The sequence below is a fragment of the Coleofasciculus sp. E2-BRE-01 genome (assembly GCF_040221695.1).
GTDB lineage: Bacteria > Cyanobacteriota > Cyanobacteriia > Cyanobacteriales > Coleofasciculaceae > Coleofasciculus.
This window is the reverse complement of the sequence record NZ_JAVKEA010000231.1, coordinates 1-20,669: the sequence shown is the minus strand read 5'-3', so window position 1 is coordinate 20,669 and position 20,669 is coordinate 1. Positions and strand designations below refer to the sequence as shown.

The 20,669-nt window shown below is 44.4% G+C and carries 22 protein-coding genes, 1 tRNA gene and 1 pseudogene; 6 read left to right on the top strand and 18 right to left on the bottom strand.

From position 1 onward, the window contains the following. Window positions 1–67 precede the first annotated feature (67 nt). The 9 genes from RIG66_RS31650 to RIG66_RS31610 form a co-directional block, all read right to left on the bottom strand. Window positions 68–271, bottom strand: coding sequence for a DUF433 domain-containing protein (locus tag RIG66_RS31650; protein ID WP_446350613.1), 204 nt, complete (start codon window positions 269–271; stop codon window positions 68–70). A 142-nt stretch (window positions 272–413) separates the two neighbouring features. Further along, window positions 414–980, bottom strand: a complete 567-nt coding sequence (locus tag RIG66_RS31645; protein WP_446383776.1) for a hypothetical protein — start codon at window positions 978–980, stop codon at window positions 414–416. Window positions 981–1,042: 62 nt separating this feature from the next. Next, entirely contained in the window at window positions 1,043–1,735 is a 693-nt protein-coding gene (locus RIG66_RS31640; RefSeq protein WP_446383774.1) for a hypothetical protein, read from the bottom strand. Between the two features lie 265 nt (window positions 1,736–2,000). Then, complete coding sequence (locus RIG66_RS31635) at window positions 2,001–3,776, bottom strand: ABC transporter substrate-binding protein (protein ID WP_446383772.1); 1,776 nt, start codon at window positions 3,774–3,776, stop codon at window positions 2,001–2,003. Window positions 3,777–3,785: 9 nt separating this feature from the next. Further along, window positions 3,786–4,364: a PIN domain-containing protein gene (locus tag RIG66_RS31630; protein ID WP_446383769.1), complete on the bottom strand. Its 579-nt coding sequence runs from the start codon at window positions 4,362–4,364 to the stop codon at window positions 3,786–3,788. After that, window positions 4,342–4,875, bottom strand: coding sequence for a hypothetical protein (locus RIG66_RS31625; RefSeq protein ID WP_446383767.1), 534 nt, complete (start codon window positions 4,873–4,875; stop codon window positions 4,342–4,344). The genes RIG66_RS31630 and RIG66_RS31625 overlap by 23 nt, the downstream gene beginning before the upstream one ends. Before the next feature lie 26 nt (window positions 4,876–4,901). Continuing rightward, window positions 4,902–5,498 (bottom strand): DUF4352 domain-containing protein, encoded by a 597-nt coding sequence (locus RIG66_RS31620; RefSeq protein WP_446383765.1) that lies wholly within the window; start codon window positions 5,496–5,498, stop codon window positions 4,902–4,904. 278 nt (window positions 5,499–5,776) lie between these two features. Beyond that, window positions 5,777–7,624: an ABC transporter ATP-binding protein gene (locus RIG66_RS31615; RefSeq protein WP_446383763.1), complete on the bottom strand. Its 1,848-nt coding sequence runs from the start codon at window positions 7,622–7,624 to the stop codon at window positions 5,777–5,779. A gap of 90 nt (window positions 7,625–7,714) precedes the next feature. Beyond that, the gene (locus RIG66_RS31610; protein ID WP_446383761.1) at window positions 7,715–7,855 is read right to left on the bottom strand and encodes a hypothetical protein; all 141 of its coding nucleotides are present in this window, start codon (window positions 7,853–7,855) and stop codon (window positions 7,715–7,717) included. Window positions 7,856–8,234: 379 nt separating this feature from the next. Between RIG66_RS31610 and RIG66_RS31605 the strand changes: the two genes are divergently transcribed. Next, window positions 8,235–8,555, top strand: a complete 321-nt coding sequence (locus tag RIG66_RS31605; RefSeq protein WP_446383759.1) for a hypothetical protein — start codon at window positions 8,235–8,237, stop codon at window positions 8,553–8,555. Between the two features lie 174 nt (window positions 8,556–8,729). On the opposite strand, the gene RIG66_RS31600 is transcribed toward RIG66_RS31605, so the two are convergent. Together RIG66_RS31600 and RIG66_RS31595 are read right to left on the bottom strand one after the other, a co-directional pair. Further along, window positions 8,730–9,548: a pentapeptide repeat-containing protein gene (locus RIG66_RS31600; protein WP_446383757.1), complete on the bottom strand. Its 819-nt coding sequence runs from the start codon at window positions 9,546–9,548 to the stop codon at window positions 8,730–8,732. A gap of 212 nt (window positions 9,549–9,760) precedes the next feature. Then, window positions 9,761–9,934, bottom strand: coding sequence for a hypothetical protein (locus RIG66_RS31595; protein ID WP_446383755.1), 174 nt, complete (start codon window positions 9,932–9,934; stop codon window positions 9,761–9,763). A 77-nt stretch (window positions 9,935–10,011) separates the two neighbouring features. Between RIG66_RS31595 and RIG66_RS31590 the strand changes: the two genes are divergently transcribed. Then, window positions 10,012–12,897, top strand: coding sequence for an nSTAND1 domain-containing NTPase (locus RIG66_RS31590; RefSeq protein WP_446383753.1), 2,886 nt, complete (start codon window positions 10,012–10,014; stop codon window positions 12,895–12,897). Window positions 12,898–12,997: 100 nt separating this feature from the next. Here RIG66_RS31590 and RIG66_RS31585 read toward each other — a convergent pair. The 4 genes and pseudogenes from RIG66_RS31585 to RIG66_RS31570 form a co-directional block, all read right to left on the bottom strand. Next, window positions 12,998–13,207, bottom strand: a pseudogene (locus RIG66_RS31585) (hypothetical protein); the annotation flags it as partial. Window positions 13,208–13,237: 30 nt separating this feature from the next. Continuing rightward, complete coding sequence (locus tag RIG66_RS31580; RefSeq protein ID WP_446383751.1) at window positions 13,238–13,642, bottom strand: hypothetical protein; 405 nt, start codon at window positions 13,640–13,642, stop codon at window positions 13,238–13,240. A gap of 327 nt (window positions 13,643–13,969) precedes the next feature. Then, window positions 13,970–15,301, bottom strand: a complete 1,332-nt coding sequence (locus RIG66_RS31575; protein ID WP_446383749.1) for a GTPase family protein — start codon at window positions 15,299–15,301, stop codon at window positions 13,970–13,972. Between the two features lie 78 nt (window positions 15,302–15,379). Then, window positions 15,380–15,895 (bottom strand): AAA family ATPase, encoded by a 516-nt coding sequence (locus RIG66_RS31570; RefSeq protein WP_446383747.1) that lies wholly within the window; start codon window positions 15,893–15,895, stop codon window positions 15,380–15,382. A gap of 59 nt (window positions 15,896–15,954) precedes the next feature. On the opposite strand from RIG66_RS31570, the gene RIG66_RS31565 reads away from it, so the two are divergent. Continuing rightward, window positions 15,955–16,476 carry a hypothetical protein gene (locus RIG66_RS31565; protein WP_446383745.1) on the top strand — a complete coding sequence of 174 codons (522 nt, stop codon included), beginning with the start codon at window positions 15,955–15,957 and terminating at the stop codon, window positions 16,474–16,476. 49 nt (window positions 16,477–16,525) lie between these two features. On the opposite strand, the gene RIG66_RS31560 is transcribed toward RIG66_RS31565, so the two are convergent. From RIG66_RS31560 to RIG66_RS31550, 3 genes are all read right to left on the bottom strand, one after another. Then, entirely contained in the window at window positions 16,526–17,659 is a 1,134-nt protein-coding gene (locus RIG66_RS31560; RefSeq protein ID WP_446383744.1) for a ferrochelatase, read from the bottom strand. A 28-nt stretch (window positions 17,660–17,687) separates the two neighbouring features. Continuing rightward, entirely contained in the window at window positions 17,688–17,858 is a 171-nt protein-coding gene (locus RIG66_RS31555) for a hypothetical protein (RefSeq protein ID WP_446383742.1), read from the bottom strand. A 155-nt stretch (window positions 17,859–18,013) separates the two neighbouring features. Then, a tRNA-Ser gene (locus RIG66_RS31550) sits at window positions 18,014–18,100 on the bottom strand. Between the two features lie 76 nt (window positions 18,101–18,176). On the opposite strand from RIG66_RS31550, the gene RIG66_RS31545 reads away from it, so the two are divergent. The 3 genes from RIG66_RS31545 to RIG66_RS31535 form a co-directional block, all read left to right on the top strand. Next, entirely contained in the window at window positions 18,177–18,545 is a 369-nt protein-coding gene (locus tag RIG66_RS31545) for a 2Fe-2S iron-sulfur cluster-binding protein (protein WP_446383740.1), read from the top strand. Between the two features lie 142 nt (window positions 18,546–18,687). Then, window positions 18,688–19,221 carry a thermonuclease family protein gene (locus RIG66_RS31540; RefSeq protein ID WP_446383807.1) on the top strand — a complete coding sequence of 178 codons (534 nt, stop codon included), beginning with the start codon at window positions 18,688–18,690 and terminating at the stop codon, window positions 19,219–19,221. A 543-nt stretch (window positions 19,222–19,764) separates the two neighbouring features. Further along, a partial coding sequence (locus RIG66_RS31535; RefSeq protein WP_446383738.1) for a filamentous hemagglutinin N-terminal domain-containing protein occupies window positions 19,765–20,669 on the top strand: 905 nt, incomplete at its 3' end.

Sequence of the window (20,669 nt, the reverse complement as noted above, 5' to 3'; positions counted from 1 at the left end):
TTTTAGTATAATTTATTCCCTGAAAATCAACGGTATATAACCATTAAAATTTAACTCTTTTATTAATTCATTCAAATCCATAATAAATACAAGCAAATATGTCATCCCGTTCGATACTCGGATATCCATCAAGAATCTCCTCGACAGTCATCCCACTCGCTAAATAGTCAAGAATTAGAGAAACCCAAATGCGATGACCTCGAATACAGGGCTTACCATGGCAAATATTGGGATCGATAGAAATTCTGGATAATAGAGTTTCTGGATTCATATCAATTTTCCTGGAGGAGTCAGCAACTTTTGATTATAAATTATAGCGACCCAAACTCAGATATTGCACCAATGGCAACCCATTATTCGTAGGGGCGCACGTCGGTGCGCCCTTTTCTTGGCTGAAAGCACATCCATTCACCTCAATTTTCCATAATCCTCCATTCTCTTTCCTTAAGTTCCGCTAATTTCTCCAACAAACTTTCGGCTAAATCAAATAACTTAAACTCATCTTCCTCATCACCCGAATCGCGAGTCATCTCTCCAACCGTAACCCCACCTGCCAAAATCATGGTCGCTTCATGCAGCCTATCTGATTCATCAGCAATACTCAAACAGCCTTCCAACTGGGCAATAATTTGAGCTAATCCCTCAGTTTCCATTTGCTGCTGCACTCGCATCGCTAAGGGATGATCACTTTCTCGCGCCCAAACTGCAGCGGGATAATCACTTGCCAAAAAAGCACCGATAAATTCGACAATTGAGGTATCAATAAATGTCTGATCTGATGCTAAGGTGACAGAATTCTCTCCTGTTGTTTCATCATCGTCCCACCTGTCTAACCAATCTCCCTCGATATCCTCAATATACAAATTCACAAAATCAAGTCCATGAGTCAGCCAATCCTGCTGCATTTTCCGGGATTTTTCCAGCGCTTCCGAAAACGCGCCTAATTCATCATGGCTGTAATTTTGTTGTTTGGTGACCATAAGTTAGATAGAAAATTCCGTTTGTGCTAAAAAAATTCGGTCGTCAGAACCAATCTGCCCCGTTAGGGAAATTGGAGATAACGTCCCAGGGGAAGAAAGTCACTGTTATGAAGTGTTATTGTTACTAACTGCTCCAAAAAATCGGGCTTTCCAGGGTTGTAACTTAGGAAAAGTCCTCTATCAATTACCCACATTTGCAGCGTATCCTGCCAATTTTTATATTTTTTTTGAGAATGGTTATTACTCACAGTCGTCACCTGAAGGCAAAGTGGTTTTCTTTGACGAAAACTAACAATCAGATCTGTTGCCATAGAAAAATCAGCGATATAGCATCGCCAAACTGTACCCCCTCGACTCTCAATTGTCTGAACTATAGATTTAAGAATATCATCGTCTGTTGGACTGAACTCACTTGACATCAACTTTTGTTTCCAAATGTAAAACTTTGGATCACTGCTATTTAGCCATTGGGGAAAAAGATAACCATACCAATATTGTTCCGTGGGCGTCATTTTCTCAAAAGCAGAGTCCTGCAATTCTGGAGAGGATAAGCCTTTAAGCTTAAGCCAAACGTCAGCATCTCGAATCACCTCTAACAAAAACGCCATGACAAATTTTTTGGCAGTAAGCGAACCTGGCTTGATGTCTTTCACCCAGCGGTTGATCTCGTCTAACCGTTTTGCTAAACAGGGTTCTATTGATGATGCCTCTTTCATTAGGGATTTGAGTTGAGCCTTGATTTCTAGGGAATGCACATGATTGCTCTATTTGTCAGTAACGGGATGATGGTTGAATTTATTATATCTCACTTCGTCCCAAGTCTCTACTTGATTTGCCATTGATTAAATTAACATAAAGAAGCGCTGCATTGAGCCAAAATTGTACTTAGGGTCAGGGCAGGTTTATTCACTTGGTAAGATTTCGCCGCAGCTAAGAGTAAAACCCACCCCGACAAATCAACCTTTTGATTGAAGGGTTTGATGCAAGCGTTGATGGCGCTAAAGCGCAACTACAAACGAACTAAGTGTCCTCCGCTGCAAGTTTGAGTTCATAAATATTCCAGAATACTCCCCCTAAGGCGGAAAATTTGACCTCTTGGACGCGATCGCGTACCGCCGCCATGGATAAGGGGTTGACTAAATAAATAAACGGCAGATACGCTTGAGTAATCTGTTGCGTCTCGGCATAAATCGCTTTGCGCTTGGCTTCATCTAACTCCTGCACCCCCTCTAGATACAGACGCCCAATTTCTGCTTCCCAATCACTAATTGTCCGTCCCTCAATCGGCGGTTGACCGGGTTTGGCGGGTTGGTTGAAGCGATGGGAGGAACCATTGGGTAACCAAACATTTGCCCCATCATGGGGTTCAATTCCCCCGGTAAATCCCAACAGATAACATTCCCAATCAATCGTGTTATTTAGCTTATCCAATAGCGTATTAAACGCCATGGGAGTGAAATCAACTTGGATGCCAATTTGACTCAAATCCTGTTTAATTTGCGCCCCGATCGCTTCCCGGATTTTATTCCCTGCATTTGTCATTAGGGTAAAGCGGACGCGGTTCCCCTCCCCATCCTGCAATTGACCCTGATCATTGTAGGAAAATCCGGCATTTAAGAGGAGTTCCTTGGCGCGATCGCGATTATATTGATACACCTTCAATCCTGCTTCAGGCGATAAATAGTAAGGACTTTGTACAGAAATCGGTGAATTTTGCAATTCACCCAAGCCGCGAAAAATATTGTTATTGATTTTTTGCCGATCAATCGCATAAGCTACCGCTTGTCGAAAATCCACCGTATTAAACCAGCGAGATTTAATCGGATCAACTAAGGATTTACCATTGCGCCGCCCTTGATTCAGATTAAACGCAATAAAAGATGTCCCTGGCGCAGATCCTCCCTGATAGATGGTAAAATTTCCCCGTTCTTCTTCCCGTTTGAGTAAGGAAAAATAGTCGGGCGAAATTCCCACCACATCCAAGGAACCGGAACGAAATTGGATTAATGAGGTATCGGTAGATTCGACAATTTGCCAGACAATCTCTTCAATATAAGGCATCGAGTCACGCCAGTAGTACGGATTACGTTCAAATATGACTCGTTCACTGGTCGAATAGTGAGTTAAGCGATAGGCACCATTGCCAATAATTTGATTGGGTTCGGTATCGGTTCCCCAAGTGGTGAGAAATTTGGGTTTTCCTGTGGCGTCAGTTTTAGTAATAGAATTCCGCAAACTATGACGGGGTAAAATAGCCAGTGTCGCCGATCGCAGCAAGGGGGCAAAGGGTTGGGGAACGCTGAATTCGACTTGGCGTTGATTCAGTTTCCGTACCGTTGGCAATTCACCCTGATCGTTTAAAGTCAAGCTATCTCGAATAATTGTAGGAATTTCCGGATTAAAGTAAATATTATTATAGGTAAAAACGACATCATCAACCGTCAACGGTTGACCATCCGACCATTTTAACTCTTGACGTAACGTAAACGTAATTCGTCGCTGATCCTGAGCAACTTGCCAGCTTTCCGCGAGTGCAGGTTCAACCGTTCCCGTTAACCCATTTTCACTGACTAATCCTTCATAGATATAGCCAAAAACATTCGGGGATTCACTGCTGAGGGCGTAGTTAAAGGTTTTGGGGTCACTGAGAACACTTACTACCAACTGTGACGTGGATACAGCTTGGCTGGGGGATTTAACCAGGTTGTAGGAGGAGAACGCGATCGCACACAAGAAGGCGAGGATTGCAGCGAACCCTAGACGCCTTATGTTAGAACTAGCCAATACTTTGATCATTTCTGTTGCTTATTCAGATTGCTGGGACTGTAGCCAATTAAGCAATACTTGAGTGCTACTAAAATAATTTGTAATCCCAACATTTCCCAATGCGGCTTGAACTTCGGGTGTACCAAAGTCCCGTTCATTACTACTCAAAAATGCTTGAGTTTCCGTCGGGTATAACCGAGCCTGATGTAGAATACAGTGAAGAATTAGATTATCTGTATAATCTTGATCAATTAAAGAAATAGTTAAACTATCTTGGATCATGGACGGCGTTAAAGCAATGAGTTCAGCTTTTCCAGATATCTGGTTAATCGCTTGATACAGACGCATTTTAATCTCTGCAAGTAGCTGCTCATTTTCAGTTCTAGACTCCATTAAAAGCGCCAACATCGACCTCGCATGAGATGAGGTGACATCTCGCCGTAACTGACTAATTTGTAAATTTAGTTCATTTTCAAAACGTCGGCGGTATTTTTGCTCCTTTTCTAACGCTGATAAAGATTCCATTAAACAAATACTTGGCATGACTAGCTGCACCGATGATGGCGTATTTTGCAGTAATGTAGTCGCTAATAAATCACGCCCAGTACAAATACTCATGAGAAAGTTCGTCTCTAAGTATAGTATCACCTGAAATTTCTACCTCACGTTTGGTGCTACCCTCGTCTAGTCGTTCTAATAAACCAATCGCTGCTAATTCTTCTGATGCTGGCGGTGTTTCTAACTTCCAGTGGAAGGCTAAGTCGTCCAGCCATGCTAAAAGCAATATTTCTAAGTAACCTCCAGTTATCTGTTGATGCTGATAGTCACGCTTATAACTATCAAAGTCTCTGATATATGGTTTTACCACATCCGTCGTCTTTAGGGAACAGATCGCCTCTGACCAATTGACGCCATCCCATTGAACAATTTGAATCGTTTCCGGGTCAACTAGCATCGCGAACGGAGCCACGGTTTGCGTGGCTTTTAGGTAGGAGGTAAATTGAGAGAGGGTAAGCTTAACCACACGGCTACCTCTGACATCAGCAACTAGAATAACTCGTCCCTGTTTGTCTAAGGCAATTACATCAGCAGAGATTTGATGGCGGAATATGGGATTGGCAGTTTCCATAGGGTTGATTGGTGATGGGTGATTGGTTATAGTTTAACAACAATGGGTTGACAATCTAACCCCTTGGCTGCTGTTGATTTTTCTTCACACTCAATCGGATTCGGCTGAAATAACAGTTTCAAATTGGTTGTATCTTCGGGAACTTCAAACACAAGCTGTCCCTGTCGTTGATCGCCGGGACTAATTTCACCTGTCGGTGTCTCAATATCCTCCAATGCACTGGCTAAAAGCGCCACTTCATAAGTATTATTGTTGCCATCAATCACTTCAAAGGAAACCACGGAAAAGGTTTGTGGTTGTTGTCCTTGATTAACAATTGTTGTATCGACTACCACCCACTGATTTCCTTTATTGGGTTGAATCACGCCTTTTCCGGGATGCAACCTGGTGCTGTTAACAGTAAATTGGAGATTGAGATTGTTTTTGTTAATGGAAATGACTTCACCGAGAGAATGTGTTGGTGCTGAAATGGGCTTGGTTGCAGGAGATTCAGTCGTTTCCCCAGACGTGCGATCGCGGCTTTCAATCGTCTCAGGATTTTGTTCTGATGGAGAACATCCTAGGGCGAAAGTGAGGAGGGTAATCGACACGATCGCACCGATTCTTTTTAGGGTTTTATACATACTTAGTTATCCTTGTCAATATGAACAAGAAAAATAAACGGAATCAATTTACCAAAACTTGGGCAAATCAAACGAATCTAGGCAAACAATTTGGTTTATCAGCGATAGCCATGGGCAAGAAACTGGTAGAAGGCAGGAGGTAAAAGTTATATCTTATTGTAGGGGCGGGTTTAGCCGTTTAATTGATGGGTATACCGATAACTTATCAACAAAACCCGCCCTCTTGTCGTTTCGATTTGAGACGAATGACGAATGACAAATGACAAATGACGAATCTCCTAACTTCCCAACATCTGCAACTTATACAAAGCCGCATACAAACCATTCTGTTGCAACAGGTGTTCATGAGAACCGGATTCCACCAACTCACCCCGCTTAAGCACCAAAATTCGGTCTACATTGCGAATCGTTGAGAGACGGTGGGCGATAATAATTGCCGTGCGTTTTTCCAATAAATGATCAAGGGCTTGTTGAATTAACGCTTCGGTTCCCACATCTAAACTCGCCGTCGCTTCATCTAACACCAGAATTTGTGGATCACGAATCGCCGCCCGGGCAAATGCTAATAACTGCTTTTGACCCCCAGAAAGGTTCGTTCCCCTCTCCCGAAGTTGAGTATCGTAACCTTGCGGAAGTTCTTCGATAAATTGAGCCACATTTGTGGCTTCCGCCGCCGCTTTCACTTCTTCAATCGAGTAGTCTTCGCCCAAGGTAATATTACTTTTAACATCGCCAGCAAACAAAAACCCCTCTTGCAAAATAACCGCCATCTGACGCCGTAATTCAGCTTGGGGCAAATCCCGAATATCAATCCCATCCACTAAAATGCGTCCCTTTGTGGCTTCATAGAGGCGACACAGCAAACGAATAATCGAACTCTTTCCCGCACCTGTGGGACCAACTAACGCCACTTTTTCTCCGGGGCGAATGGTAAAATTTAAATCTTTGAGAACATAGTCATCATCTTTATAAGCAAACCAGACGTGTTCAAAGCGGATTTCACCTCGATGCGCCGCTATTTCTCTCTTACCATTTGTCCTCTGCTGTTCTGAAATTAACGCCGCATGAGATAACTCTGGATCACGAATTTCAATCGGCTCATGCATAATATCACTCACCCGTTCAAGTGCCGTGAATCCAGCTTGGAACATGGTAAACTTGTCCGCAAACTGACGCAAAGGATTAAATAAACGCTGGGCGTAAAGAATAAAAGCAGATAAGACACCAAAACTGAGATTATCTCGCAGAATTAACCAGCCTCCTAACCATAATACCGCCGCGATCGCAACCAAAGAAATCCACTCTAATGTGGCAGATACAGCAGAATCGTGAAAAATGGTTTTATCAACTTCCGCGACATAGCGCTGGTTCACCGCCCGAAACATCTCAGCATTCACTTGTTCCCGGCGAAATAGTTGGACAATATTAATCCCAGCGATATTTTCTTGCAACATTGAGTTGAGTGTGGAGAGTTCTTCTCTGGCTGTATAATTCGCTTTCCGATATTGCCGCTGGAAGTAGACAATTAACCCGGTAACTGGAAATAACATTAATATCAGAATTAGCGCCAGTTGCCATTGTAGGGAAAACATGAAAATGGCAATAACCAGCATTGAGAAAATGTCATTGAGAATGCCAATGGCACCACTGGAAAAGACTAATCCTAATGCTTCCACATCACTGGTGATCCGGGTAATCAGTTTTCCCACCGGAGTTCGGTCAAAAAATCGCACCGCCAGGGAGGTAATATGGTCAAATAAATCATTGCGAATCCCGGCGGTAATTTGCTGACCTAATTTTTCTTCCAGGAATTTCTGAAAAATGCTACAGGATAATCGGATAATGATACTCAGTAATAACAGAGTCGCCAGGATATTGATGCCTTCGGATAAAGAACGATTATCCAGAAACCACCAGGCTTCTTCTTGACGAATCAAGGAAACCGCTTGCCCAATAATTAAGGGTTGAATCGCACCTAGAATGGATACGGGAATGAGTAAAATAATCGCTGTGATCAGTAGGCGTTTTTTAGTCAGCGCGTAAGGAACCAATCTCCGGAAAAGTCGCCAATCCGTTTCCCCGCGTCGGTTAACGCCTCTAGATGTTGGTGATGATGCCTTAGTCATAGTAAACCCTGGTTTGTAAAAGTCATACAGTCATACATTTGTACATTCGTAGGGGCGAAACCTTCGCGCCCATATTTGTCGGTTCTACTGCTAAATTTTCGCCCAGTAAAATTCTAAAGTTTCATCGCCAATGCTTTTTCCATAATAGGATTCTGTTTCCTCCACAATTGGAAATCGTTCTCGCGATAGATACGCCGGAAAAGTCGGCTGAAAATATGTCCAATATGTCATCTTGAATTAAACTATTCATATAACTTCCGGCTCATCCCTGATAAAGGATTGACAAAACGAGAACGTTGACAGTCAGAGGATTGTTAACTGTTCAAGGTGTGGGTACGGGGAACCGTCTTCTAGCATACAGGTTAACCTATCTGGGCAGATTCTGGAGGAGTTCGTCGTGGCGCTGTCTTCGCCTTAAAGTCAGACACTGACTACAAACGCTGAAGTCAGCAACATTCTCGGTAGGTGTGTCAACCCGCCTCGACAAGCGCCGGATGTATTTCTTTCCAAGATACCGGATCGAGATACACCCGTACAGTGGAGTCAATTTAGCAATTTAGAGATAAAATTGAGATAAAATTATCCAGGATTAGAAGCAGGATAAACAAGAATGGCTCAATCAAAATCCAATCCTACAGTACATCGTCGAGGCAGAGTATTTTCTGAGATTCAATGGTCTCCGGAAAAAATAACCCAGTGGCAAGCTGAAAAGGAAGAATTGTATCAGCGTTGTCAAGTTATTTTTGACCGATTAAAGCCGGAACTCCTTAGGAAGGATAACAATGGGTATGTCATGATTGAGCCAAATAGTGGAACCTATATTCTAGACTTCGATGAGATTACACTCCTGCAAAAGGTGATTCAAACTTATCCTCAAACCCAAACCTTTATGTTTAAGGTGAATGACACTGGAGTATTCGGCACAATATGATTGAGGGGAAATTTGGAGATAATGAGGAGTTGATTTTTCAAATCGGGTCGTAAGTGGTTAAGAAATCGGCAGTTAGTAGTGGATATGGCTTTAGGAGTGTTGACTTTGGGAGAAAATCCATGATCATCCTCACAACTTATGCTGACGAACTCAAACAAATTTTCTTCAGTCTGATTACTCATGAATTCTACCATCGGGTAAAATAGCCCCCGATAAAATAGCTCCCGTTAATTTAACCAACAATCGGTCGCCTGTTCCCACTTTAGCGCCCCGCAAATCCGCACCACTCAAATCCGCCCCACTTAAATCTGCACCAATTAAATTCGCATCCCGTAAATTTGCCTGAACTAAACAGGCTTGAAATAAGTTAGCGCGAAACAGATTTGCTCCCTCTAAATTCGCGCCACTGAGATTCACCTTATGTAAAAAAGCATCCGTCAGGTTAGCTTGACTGAGATTGGCATTACTAAGATTACGTCCAGATAGGTCTTTTTCTTTCAGATCAACCCCCTGAAAATTAGCGCCACTGAGATCAGGCTGCGATCGCGGGCGCTGGGATTGCTTAGGTTCTCTGGGTTGGTAGTAGTTCCTGGATGAGGAAGGCGGTTGCTGCGGTTCTCTGGGTTGGTAGTAGTTCCTGGATGAGGAGGGCGGTTGCTGCGGTTCTCTGGATTGATAGTAACGCCGCGATTGAGTGGGTTCTCGTCGGGGCGATCGCGCACGGTAATAATAGGTATTGGAAGCCGATTTGCGCGGCGGTGAGGATGGAGGTTTGGGGGTTTTGGGTTTTTGCGATCGCAGTTCGTCTCGCGCTTGGTTAATTTCCTTGAGTTTGGCTTCAGCTTTCTGGCGCAAGCGCTGATTGTCCTCGGGGACGCGATCCGGGTGCCAAATAAATGCCAAGTCTTTGTAGGCTTGGTTCACGTCTTCTAGGGAGGCTCCGGGTTCTAGTCCCAGTATTCTGTAGTAGTGGTCTAAATTGTTAGATGACATTGCCGTTTAGCGCCTGTTGAGCCGTTAGCACGAGGTTGGAGAACAGATCCGAGTGAATGCGCTACGCAAAACTTAAGTAAATCTAGTAGCGTGGCACAGCTCATAGGTGGACTAGGAAATTAGCGGAAAGCCTTAATCAGTAAAGATTGTAGCATTTTTCTAAAGTCACAATTTGTAATCTTAGGTATATGGACAATATACCCAATACGTGCTTATGTTAACCTCAAATTTACCTCAATATCACCATTCTGGTCTTTGAGAAGCGCGATCGCGTCTTGGGCTGTGCCGTCAGGGGGTAATATATTTTCAAATGTATTAAGTTCGGAACGTGTGAGTTGAGTATTCATGATATCCACACAGGCTAATTCAGGGATAGTTAGCCTCAATGAGAATAAGTGGTCAGATTTTTTGCTCCTTTTTCCCTGAACTCACTACAATAAATAAATGATGTAGGAGTGAAGACTTGAACGATTTTACTCTAGCCAATCAGGAGTCTTTAGATGAATTAGCCTGGGCAATGGAAGCCTGTCAGGGACAGTTTTGCCTGATGTTGGCGCGTTGTAACTATGGGTATTTGCAACAACGCCTGATCCAGCAACTGCAAGACGAATGCACCTTCGACATCCGACTTATTCACCTGAAGCCAGACGACAAAACCCTATTTAGCACCGTGCGATCGCAACTGGGACAGGAGATACCTTCTGCCCTTATGGTATCTGGCTTTGCCGCTTTAGACAATGTGGACGACATGTTCGCGGCGATGAATCAGGTGCGGGAGGAGTTTCGCAAGAATTTTCCCTTTCCTTTCATCCTATGGATGAATGATCGGGTTTATATTCGACTACTGAGAATTGCGCCAGATTTCGAGAGTTGGGCAACAACAACCGCGTTTGCGATACCAACGGATGAGTTAGTTAATAGTCTCCAGCAGGCTGTCACATCTCTATTTACCAAAGCCTTAGCTGTAAATTCCCCTCAATCTTTATATAAGTTAGCCAACATTTTAGACCTAGGTTGCTTAACTCGTTCAGAATTCGAGGTAGCCTTAAAAGAGTTATCTCAGCGGGAACTAGACTTAACCCCCCAGTTTGCCGCAGACTTGGCATTTCTACGCGGAATAAATGCGGGTGATAGTCCAGAAGCCTTAGATTATTTTCAGAAAAGTTTAGAATTTTGGCAACAACAAACCTATGTAGGGGCGGGTTTTACTGATAACCCTTCGCCTCAAACCGATAATCTAAATCAACCAACCCTTATTGAAGAACCCGGAGAAACGATTAACCCTCAATTAAAAGTCGGGTTAGTGCTATTTCACATTGGACTCTACCACTATTACGCCGTTGATCGAACAAAACACGGCGAACCCAATTGGCAACCCGCCAAGATTGCTTTACAGCAATGTCTGGAAATCTTTGAACAAGAAAACCGCCCCGATTTAGTGGCAAAATCCATTACCCAACTTGAACGAGTCTTGCAACGGATGCAGTCATGGGATGAATTAGAGCAAGTGGCACAAAAGGGGTTATCCTTGCATCAACAGTATGGAATTACCAGTAAATTAGCCCAAGATTATAGTTTTTTAGCCGAAGTCGCCTTACAAAAACAACGCTGGGAAGAGAGTCGCCAAGTCGCACAACAAGCCGAGGATATTTTAGCTCAACTCCCGGAACAGAAGCGATGGTTTCAGGGATTAAACTTGCTATTTTTAGCCCAAGCCGAACGACAATTGGGCAATAAACACGACGCGATCGCGCATTTGGTGCAAGCCAGAGAGTTAGGTGATAAAGGACATCCTTTAGTTTATATCCGAATTTTAGCCGAATTACGCGATCTTTACTTTGAAAAAAAGCACTATTTAGAGGCTTTTGCCACAAAACAACTACGGCTTTCTATTGAACAACAATACAGTATTCGCGCCTTTGTTGGTGCCGGGCGACTCCAACCCCATCGACAAGAAGCGTCAGCCAAAACCGATAATCAAGAAACAGTTGCGCCGGAAATTATCGCATCAGGGCGACAGCGAGATTTAGAGCGATTATTGGAACGAATTGGACGGAATGACTGTAAACTAATCGTGATCCATGGACTATCTGGCGTGGGCAAAAGTTCTCTCGTGAATGCGGGATTAATGCCAGCGTTGAAGCACAGATTTATTGGTATTCAAAATAATTTACCTATTTTAATCCGAGTTTATACCAATTGGGTAGAAGAATTAAGTAGGCAGTTAACAACAAATTTTGTAAGGGATGAGTTAGAGGAGGAAAAAACGCCAAATAATCCTGTAGGGGCGGGTTTAGACGATAGCGTTTCGATCAAACCACCAACCTTTCAACAAAACCCGCCCGATTCTTCTGTAGGGGCGGGTTTAGGAGATAACCTTTCCAGAAAACCACAAACCTCTCAACAAAATCCGCCCTCACCTTCTCAGGATGTAGACAATAACTTTTCCAGAAAAACACCAACCTCGCCACAAACCCCGCCCTACGCCAAAATCCTGGAACAATTACGGCAAAATGAACAGCACAATATCAGGACAGTGCTAATTTTTGATCAGTTTGAAGAATTCTTCTTTGTTTATCCCAATTTAGCGCAACGGCGACCATTTTGGGACTTTTTAGGAGACTGTCTGAATATTTTATCAGTCAAAGTAATTCTATCGCTGCGGGAGGATTACCTGCATTATCTACTAGAGTGCAATCGCCTGGATAGCATGAGTGTCATTGGTCATGATATTTTAGGCAAGAATGTACTGTATGGATTAGGAAATTTTTCACCCGCAGATGCCCGATCAATTATAGAAGATTTAACCACGCGATCGCGCTTTTATCTAGAACCCGCCTTAATTGATCAACTGGTCAAAGATTTAGCAGGTCAAACGGGGGAAATATTACCCATTGAATTACAGATTGTCGGGGCGCAACTGCAAGCGGAAAACATTAAAACATTGGCTGACTATCGAGAGGTAGGAACGAAGGACGAATTAGTCAAGCACTACGTAGAAGCTGTGATTGAGGATTGTGGCGTTGAGAATCGACAAGCAGCGGAATTACTGCTGTATTTGCTGACGGATGAAAAGGGAACTCGCCCGCTAAAGACTCGCGCTGAATTAGAACGAGATTTAAAGGAATTCGTTTATGATTTAACGACAGATGCGAGTAAATTAGATTTGGTACTTAGGCTTTTTGTTGAATCTGGATTGGTGTTTATGTTACCAGAGCTTCCGGCTGCTCGCTATCAATTAGTTCATGATTATTTAGCCGCATTTATTCGTCAGCAGCAACAACTAGGATTGTTGGTGGAGCAGAAGCGACAGTCTCACCAATCGCCTTGGGTTTCAACCCAAGGCTGAAAGCTAAAGTCGTCTAAAGACGACTGAATAAGAATTTTAGTCCATTTTAATGGACTTGGGCTATTAGCCTGGAGTTTGAACTCCGGGCGGGTTTTCAGGTTTACTTTATACCTTTAAATCGTTCTTTAGCCGACTGAAACGCTTCTTGCATCACCGATTGAATTTTCTGAGGATCGGGTTTTTTTCCGCCCATTAAATCCCCAAAATAAACACAAGCCCCCTCACCTAAAGCCCAGGTATACGCCGCCGCCCAAGACGCCGCGATCGCACTCACGACTCCTCCAACTTGAGAAGGTGTGCAACAGCTTCCTTCTGTTTCGCTGTTAACTTTGGCTCAGACTTATGCAGGGGCTTTAATGCCTAATTCCTGCATGAGTGTCTCCAATGAGGTGTTTCGTAAACTTGCCAGTTCAACTAAATACTGAATTCGACGAGCATTGGCTTGTTCAATTTGGTCGGAGATCTCAATTAATGTTGCCTGTTCCTCAGGTGTTAAGATTTCAGCACGGCGTTTAGCCAGCAGGGTATGATACTGTTCCCATCTTTGTGGTGGTAAACCCAGATTAATGTTTTGCAATAAGTCAGCTTCAGCCTTTGACAGGCGGGAAATAGGATGCGGAACTGGGCGCAAGCGCTCTTTCAATGCATTCACAATGTAATGATTGGGATCAAGACCTTGTTGGGCAGCCTCATCCCGTAACTGTTGTTCGAGTTCTGGCGTAAGCTCAAGTGTGATGGTTGCCATCTGAATACCCTTGATCAATATGTTTCCTTATCTTACCTGCGAGAATGAATGTTGGATTAGCACGGCTGGCAATTATAGCAGTAGACACATCAATTAGGACTTTCGGCACCATTGTAGAGACGTTGCATGCAACGTCTCTACATAAATGATGTGTCCTAACCGCTATGGCGGTTGCTATACTTTGACCACAGTCTCACCAACCGCCTTGGGTTGAAACCCAAGGCTGAAAGCTAAAGTCGTCTAAAGACGACTGAATAAGAATTTTAGTCCATTTTAATGGACTTGGGCTATTAGCCCGGAGTTTGAACTCCGGGCTGGTTTTCAGGTTTACTTTATACCTTTAAATCGTTCTTTAGCCGACTGAAATGCTTCTTGCATCACCGCTTGAATTTTCTGAGGATCGGGTTTTTTTCCGCCCATTAAATCCCCAAAATAAACACAAGCCCCCTCACCCAACGCCCACGTATACGCCGCCGCCCAAGACGCCGCGATCGCACTCCCTAAACCGGGTAAAAATTTGATTAACTCTCGTCCCACCGCCTGCGCCACAAAACCCCCCGCGATCGCACTCACGACTCCCCCAGCTTGAGAAGGCGTCAGCGTTTGTCCATACAATTTCCCCAACAAACCAACCAGTGAGACTTGTAGCGCCGTCAAAACGGGCATTGTAGCAAAAGGTAACGGTACAGCCGCCAGAGTTGCTGCCATAATCGAAAATGACAAAATATAACGTCGCCCGACATCCCGGTAGAGATTACCAAGTTGCTGACCTGCGTCTCCCTGTGCCAATAATTGAGAAATGGCACGAGATTCGGCTTCTGGTAATAACTCAGCTAAGGCGTCGCTGAGTGCCTCTAAGCCATAAAATACGGGATTATACTCATCTTCTTCTAGGGTAAAATCAATCATAACCGCCCGATTATAAAGTCCCTTAAAGGTGTCCTGAATCCCCTCAAAGGCGCGATTCAACTCTTCATAGTCTGGCGGATAAGCAGGATGATCAACGACATCAGTTGGATAAAGTTCATGTAAACAAGTTACAGCCAGCAAACAGGGAATCTGGGGATATTCCTCTTGTAACTGTTCAGCCACCTGTCTCAGCGTATCCGTAGCAAAGTCATTAATTTTCACCGTCAAAATCAGGATTCTGGCACGATTACTATCCTGTTGCAATTCGCCCGCCAATTCCTGAATAATGATCGGCGTTTCTTGGTTAACATCACCCAAACCCACAGTATCGGTGAAAATCAGCAAGGGTAGGTCATTTGAGGGATAGGCATAACGCTCAGTATATTGCGTATGGGGACGAAATCCCTGACCCACAATCTCCGCCGAAACCCCTGTCAATCCCCGCACAATAGAACTTTTCCCTGATTGAGGCTTGCCAATCAGCAGCGCTTGGGTTGTGGGGAGTTCTTTCCGCACCGACGCCAAAATCTCAGCGACTTGCGCCTCATTAACACTAAACCAGTCAATCACCGTTTGTGTGACTTGTTCGGTGGGAAGGAGTTTCTGCAAGCGATCGCTGGCTGTAGTCCAGAGTCCAGCCATGCGGTTCGTCCAGGAGTTATCAACCGATTCTGGGGTTGTTCCTTCCGTTGGTTTTTGCACCTGCTGAGAATCAGCCGATGGTACGTCAGCCTTATGTTCGTCAGTCATCCTATAAAACGATGAATCCCTTTAATCCTACCTATCTTTAGATTACATAGATATGTAGAGACGTTGCATGCAACGTTTCTACCGATTGATTGGTTGATCAAAACGGTTGAACATTGACGAGATCTCCAATTCTGTATCCGCGATATTGACCGAATTCACGGCTAAAAATCCCTCGTTGGTTTGAGGTGGATGATCTCGTAATGCGCGATAGAACTCCTCAATCACCGGATCAGGAACTTGGCGTTGGCGCTGTCGGTTCCAAGCTTTGCAAGTTTCTAAGGGAGTGGTAAGATACCAAGCTACCCAGCGCACGGTTTCACCAGATATCTTAGGCAACAGCGATCGCCGCCATTCGGGTTTAGCATTGGTGGCATCATAAATCACCGGGTTGCCATCGGCAATGGATCGATGAATTTGCTGCAACACTTGCGCCTCAATCAATGACCAATCCCCTTGGATGTTCTCATCCCCAAATAGCTGCGCCCGGATCGCGTCTGTGGATACAATCACCGCTTTGGGTTCGAGTTGAGTTAGTTTGGTAGCTAGGGTAGACTTGCCAGAACTAGGAGAACCGATGAGAAAATGACAGATCATCAATAAATTGTTTCAAACGCGATTTACCTGACAATTAACCGATTACGGATCACAATTATATGACTTCTGTCAATACTAATTTATACCTAATTGTAGAGAACCTCGGTTTCTTTATCGTTGCCACTGGATTTACCGCAATTGTCGGCTGGGCGTGGCGGAAGGCTAAACCGTTCACTATTCCTGAACCCTTGCCCGGATGGTTCAAAATTTGGTTTGGTACAGTTCAGGTTATCGGAGTCTTGGTTCCCCTAGTCGTTATGCTTCTCTGGGGTGTCTGGTGGCATTATTCTACGGTGTTAACTGTACTTGTCTCCTATTTTTTGATGCTAGGATTACAAATTATATCGGAGATAATCACATTAAAACAGTTTCAATCGGTCGTTTGGGTAATGGTTCCTTACTTATATCTGCCTTATCGCCTCTGGCAATTATATGAAGGATTGACTATCCTGAATTCTGATAGCGAATTGATGTGGGTAAGGACTCTGTTAATTGTAGAAATTGTTCTTTGGACGGGTAACTATCTCCTAGATTTGGCACAGCTTCCCCGGTTGTGTCGATGGGAGGTTAAGGAAGGCTAACTCTCTTAATCAGATCCCCAACTTCTTCAAGAAGTCGGGGATCTTAGGTTTAGTGATCGTGGTGATGATGATGGTGATGATGATGACTGGAAGCTGATTCCGGATTAACCGCGATCGCAGTTTCGCTTAAAAGCGCTTCAATCTGAGGATTTGCCCAATCTGCCGCCATGGCTAGAAAGTCAGGATGATCATTAACACAGGGCATCTGCACATACGTCACATCAGAGTTACGATGCTCTAAAGCGTGAATGATGTGATGAACATCTAGCAAGGTTTCATGATTTTCTGTAGCAAAGCCAATCGGCATAAATACGATCGCTTTTGCCCCTAAATCAATCAGATTCTTCGCCGCTAACTCAGTATTGGGTTGTGTCCATTTAATCAAAGGGGTTTGGTGATTCAGCCAACCCACTGAAATTAAAGGATACTTATAAATTAACTTTTCCCGTACCCGTTCATACAATGCCTCACTTTCCATGATGCCGGAGGTAAATCCCTTTGCCTCGTGGGGACAACCATGGTTCATCAGGACAATGCCAATTTGAGAGGGTAAGTAAGCCGAGGCTAAATCAGCCGCGATTTTTTCCTCTACCATCTGCGCCATTAAGTCAATGTAGGCGGATTCGTTGTAAAACGAGGGGATATACCGTTGTCCGTTGAGCCAATGTTCGTCGCCCTCTGTCAACTTGACTAAGGCATTATTCACCTGTTCGACAGCAATGCCACTGGTGAAGATAGAATCAACGACGAGGAGGGGATAAATCAGCAGTTTATCAAAGCCTTGAGCTTTAATCTGCTCCAGCACCTGTTCCGGTAAAAACGGAGCGCAGAAGTTAAACGCCTTAAAGACTTGGACGCGATCGCCCCATTTTTCTTGCAGGTGTTGTTCGATTCCGGCTCGTTGCTGCTCAAAAATTTGGTTGTGGGGGGAGATGAAGTTATTGTGCTGATGTCCCCACTCATGGAAATCAAAAACGGCTAACAGTTTGGCTAAGGGGGGATACACCCAAGTGGGTACAGGTGCAAACTTAGCGGTTAATAAGTTTAAGGCTTGCTCATTATAGTTGGCAAAGTCTTCGTAACTTTCGACTTCCCCGTAACCCATGAGTAAAACGGCAACGCGATCGCCGCCTTCTGGGTTAGATGTGGGTATTGATTGGACTTTTTCAGGAGTGGCAACCACAAGACTATCCTATCAATTGATGGAACATTCACTGGGTCTCTTCCGAGGTTAGGAATTGAGACTCGCCAGTTACCCTTAGGGTAGCATCCCCTGTGGGGGGATGATTCACCTGTCTCGCTACAATTAGTTTATCTGAAGCAATACGCCAATCAAGGGTGGCAAAAAACTGATGCATGAGCCAGAGCCGAAAAATTGGCATCAAAAGACCTGGGTTAGAGTCCTGCTACTAATCTTTGCTGTGCTGATCGCGGGGGGGCTTTACTTGCTTTCTATCCGCATCGCCACTCAAAGACCTCGAACTGTTCCGGTTACACCCGACACGTCAGGCTTAGAATGATTCAACCGTCTTGTCAACGGAGAGGGAGGGATTCGAACCCTCGTTAGAGTTTCCCCTAAACAGCATTTCCAGTGCTGCGCCTTAAACCGCTCGGCCACCTCTCCAGGGGGTTTATTATGATGTGTGCGAGACTTAACAGTATCAAACTTAGCACACAATCTGTAATTATACACGAAAGGGATGACTCAATTCTATAAAATTACCATTCACCATCGCCAAACCAATACCAAGCATACTCTAGAAGTTCCAAGCGATCGCTACATTCTCCAAGCCGCCGAAGACCAAGGCGTAGAACTCCCGTTTTCTTGTCGCAATGGCGCTTGCACCACCTGTGCGGTGCGTGTCCTCTCCGGTGACATCTATCAACCCGAAGCCATGGGACTATCGCCAGCGCTGCGCCAAAAAGGTTACGCGCTTTTATGTGTGGGTTATCCCCGTTCTGACATAGAAGTCGAAACCCAGGATGAAGATGAAGTCTACGAACTCCAATTTGGGCGCTATTTTGGTAAAGGCAAGATTCGGTTTGGATTGCCCTTAGATGAGGATTAGAACAAACATCAATCACCAATATCAGCATTACTCCCCCCTTGTGAAGGGGGGCTGGGGGGGATCAAAACACCACACAGCTACAGCTAATCACACAACTAATAGTTCCATTTCGGATACCTTAACCACTTATCCCAACCGCCTTATTGCCCTCCTGATTAGCTGTAGCCTTCTCCTATTACTGGGAGGATGCCAATCTAAAAAAGTTCCTCCTGGTATCCCTGTACAAGTCCAACAAGTTGTCAGTGGACAAACCATCGAAGTATTAGATACCACTCAACAACCCGCCTTAATCGTCCGGGTGCGGTTAATTGGCATAGAAGCACCCGACTTAAAACAACAGCCTTGGGGAACGGCGGCTAAAACTCGGATTGAACAACTTATCGGTGAAACGAGGGGTCAACAACTGGTACTCCAATCAGTTTTCTTAGAACCCGATGTCCAAACCAAAGACAGTTTTGGTCGTTGGTTAGCCTACGTTTGGCATGATGGAGTCATGATCAATGAACAACTAATCAAAGAAGGATATGTTCTAGCGACACCGCGATCGCCCAATAATAAATATAATGAACGCCTAATCCGCGCTCAAGAATACGCCCGAATTATGGGATATGGAATTTGGAACCCGGAACAACCCCTACGCTTAACCCCGGCAGAATTTCGGCGACGCAATCCTTAAGATAAAGCAGAAAGCAAGTTTGTAGTAAGCACTTTAGTGCTTAAACGCATAGCTGGAGTTGGCTCAGGTTCTCTCACTACAAAACAAATCTGATAGATTTTGCCGATTTTCTGGGCGCACGTCGGCGTGAAATTGGGCGCACGTCGGTGCGCCCCTACGATTCTAATCCACCAATTAAGGTGTGCCACTCCACTAGCCATTGCCAACTTATTATAAAAATCGGACTTACGCCAAGTCTCTATTCGTAGGGTGTGTTAGCGTAGCGTAACGCACCTTTGCCCCCATAAGTGGTTTCGCTGCCTAAGTCCTGAAAAATAATGTTTGATGGTCAGGATTTGATTTTTTAACAGTTCACCATGGACGTTTTACCTACTCTGTGCAACCCGATAAGAGTTGGATTTTTTTATCATAATTGATTCATCCTGCTAGTCGAATAGCACAATGAATCAAAACTAAATATTGTTTACTTTTATTAAAATAAAACCCAAAAACGCTCAGGATCAGCGAAACTATCAAGCATAGCGATTACAGGGTGTTGAACTAATGAAATCGGCTCGGTTGTGCTGGCGTTGCTTATCGGTCTTGCTGTGTCTGTGCCAAGGTATACTTTTGGGTATTGCGTCACTGGTGGTTGATTCTCCAGTCTTGGCGCAGCCGATTCCCGCAGCAGACGGTACAGGGACAATTGTCACACCGGATGGGAACCGCATCGACATTTCCGGTGGTAGTCTGTCTTCTGATGGCAAAAATCTTTTCCAGAGTTTCCAGCAGTTTGGCTTAAATCCCGAAGAAGTCGCCAACTTTTTAGCCAATCCAGATTTAAACAATATCCTCAGTCGCGTCGTCGGTGGTGACGCCTCTGTGATTAACGGGTTAATTCAGGTCACAGGCGGCAATCCTAACTTATATATAATGAATCCGGCTGGGATTATTTTGGGTCCTTCTTCCCAATTAAACGTCCCCGGTGACTTTTTCGCCACCACCGCTGACGCTATTGGTTTTGACAATGGTAATTGGTTCAACGCCATTGGCACGAATGATTATAACAACTTAGTCGGAAACCCCAACCAATTTGCCTTTGATGTATCTGAGGCGGGAAGTATTGTTAATGCAGGCGACTTAGCGGTATCAGAAGGAAAAAATCTAACCCTACTGGCTGGCAATGTCGTTAACACCGGGAAACTAACCGCACCTGGGGGAAGCATTACCGTTGCAGCCGTTCCCGGTTCCAATTTAGTCAAAATTTCTCGACCTGGGGGATTATTGTCTCTGGAGGTTGAACCACCGAGGACGTCAGATGGGGAATTGTTGCCAGTTCAGCCAGGAGATTTAGCCGAATTATTAACCGGTTCAGGGGAAGAGGTTGATACAGGCGTCGAGGTTAACGAATCGGGCGATGTACAACTAGCAGATACTGGAGTAACCATACCACAAGAGACAGGAGTTGC

Coding starts and splice junctions, on each gene's coding strand:
- RIG66_RS31650 (WP_446350613.1), bottom strand. CDS start 271: ATGAATCCAGAAACTCTATTATCCAGAATTTCTATCGATCCCAATATT.
- RIG66_RS31645 (WP_446383776.1), bottom strand. CDS start 980: ATGGTCACCAAACAACAAAATTACAGCCATGATGAATTAGGCGCGTTT.
- RIG66_RS31635 (WP_446383772.1), bottom strand. CDS start 3,776: ATGATCAAAGTATTGGCTAGTTCTAACATAAGGCGTCTAGGGTTCGCT.
- RIG66_RS31630 (WP_446383769.1), bottom strand. CDS start 4,364: ATGAGTATTTGTACTGGGCGTGATTTATTAGCGACTACATTACTGCAA.
- RIG66_RS31625 (WP_446383767.1), bottom strand. CDS start 4,875: ATGGAAACTGCCAATCCCATATTCCGCCATCAAATCTCTGCTGATGTA.
- RIG66_RS31620 (WP_446383765.1), bottom strand. CDS start 5,498: ATGTATAAAACCCTAAAAAGAATCGGTGCGATCGTGTCGATTACCCTC.
- RIG66_RS31615 (WP_446383763.1), bottom strand. CDS start 7,624: ATGACTAAGGCATCATCACCAACATCTAGAGGCGTTAACCGACGCGGG.
- RIG66_RS31610 (WP_446383761.1), bottom strand. CDS start 7,855: ATGACATATTGGACATATTTTCAGCCGACTTTTCCGGCGTATCTATCG.
- RIG66_RS31605 (WP_446383759.1), top strand. CDS start 8,235: ATGGCTCAATCAAAATCCAATCCTACAGTACATCGTCGAGGCAGAGTA.
- RIG66_RS31600 (WP_446383757.1), bottom strand. CDS start 9,548: ATGTCATCTAACAATTTAGACCACTACTACAGAATACTGGGACTAGAA.
- RIG66_RS31580 (WP_446383751.1), bottom strand. CDS start 13,642: ATGGCAACCATCACACTTGAGCTTACGCCAGAACTCGAACAACAGTTA.
- RIG66_RS31575 (WP_446383749.1), bottom strand. CDS start 15,301: ATGACTGACGAACATAAGGCTGACGTACCATCGGCTGATTCTCAGCAG.
- RIG66_RS31570 (WP_446383747.1), bottom strand. CDS start 15,895: ATGATCTGTCATTTTCTCATCGGTTCTCCTAGTTCTGGCAAGTCTACC.
- RIG66_RS31565 (WP_446383745.1), top strand. CDS start 15,955: ATGACTTCTGTCAATACTAATTTATACCTAATTGTAGAGAACCTCGGT.
- RIG66_RS31555 (WP_446383742.1), bottom strand. CDS start 17,858: ATGCCAATTTTTCGGCTCTGGCTCATGCATCAGTTTTTTGCCACCCTT.
- RIG66_RS31545 (WP_446383740.1), top strand. CDS start 18,177: ATGACTCAATTCTATAAAATTACCATTCACCATCGCCAAACCAATACC.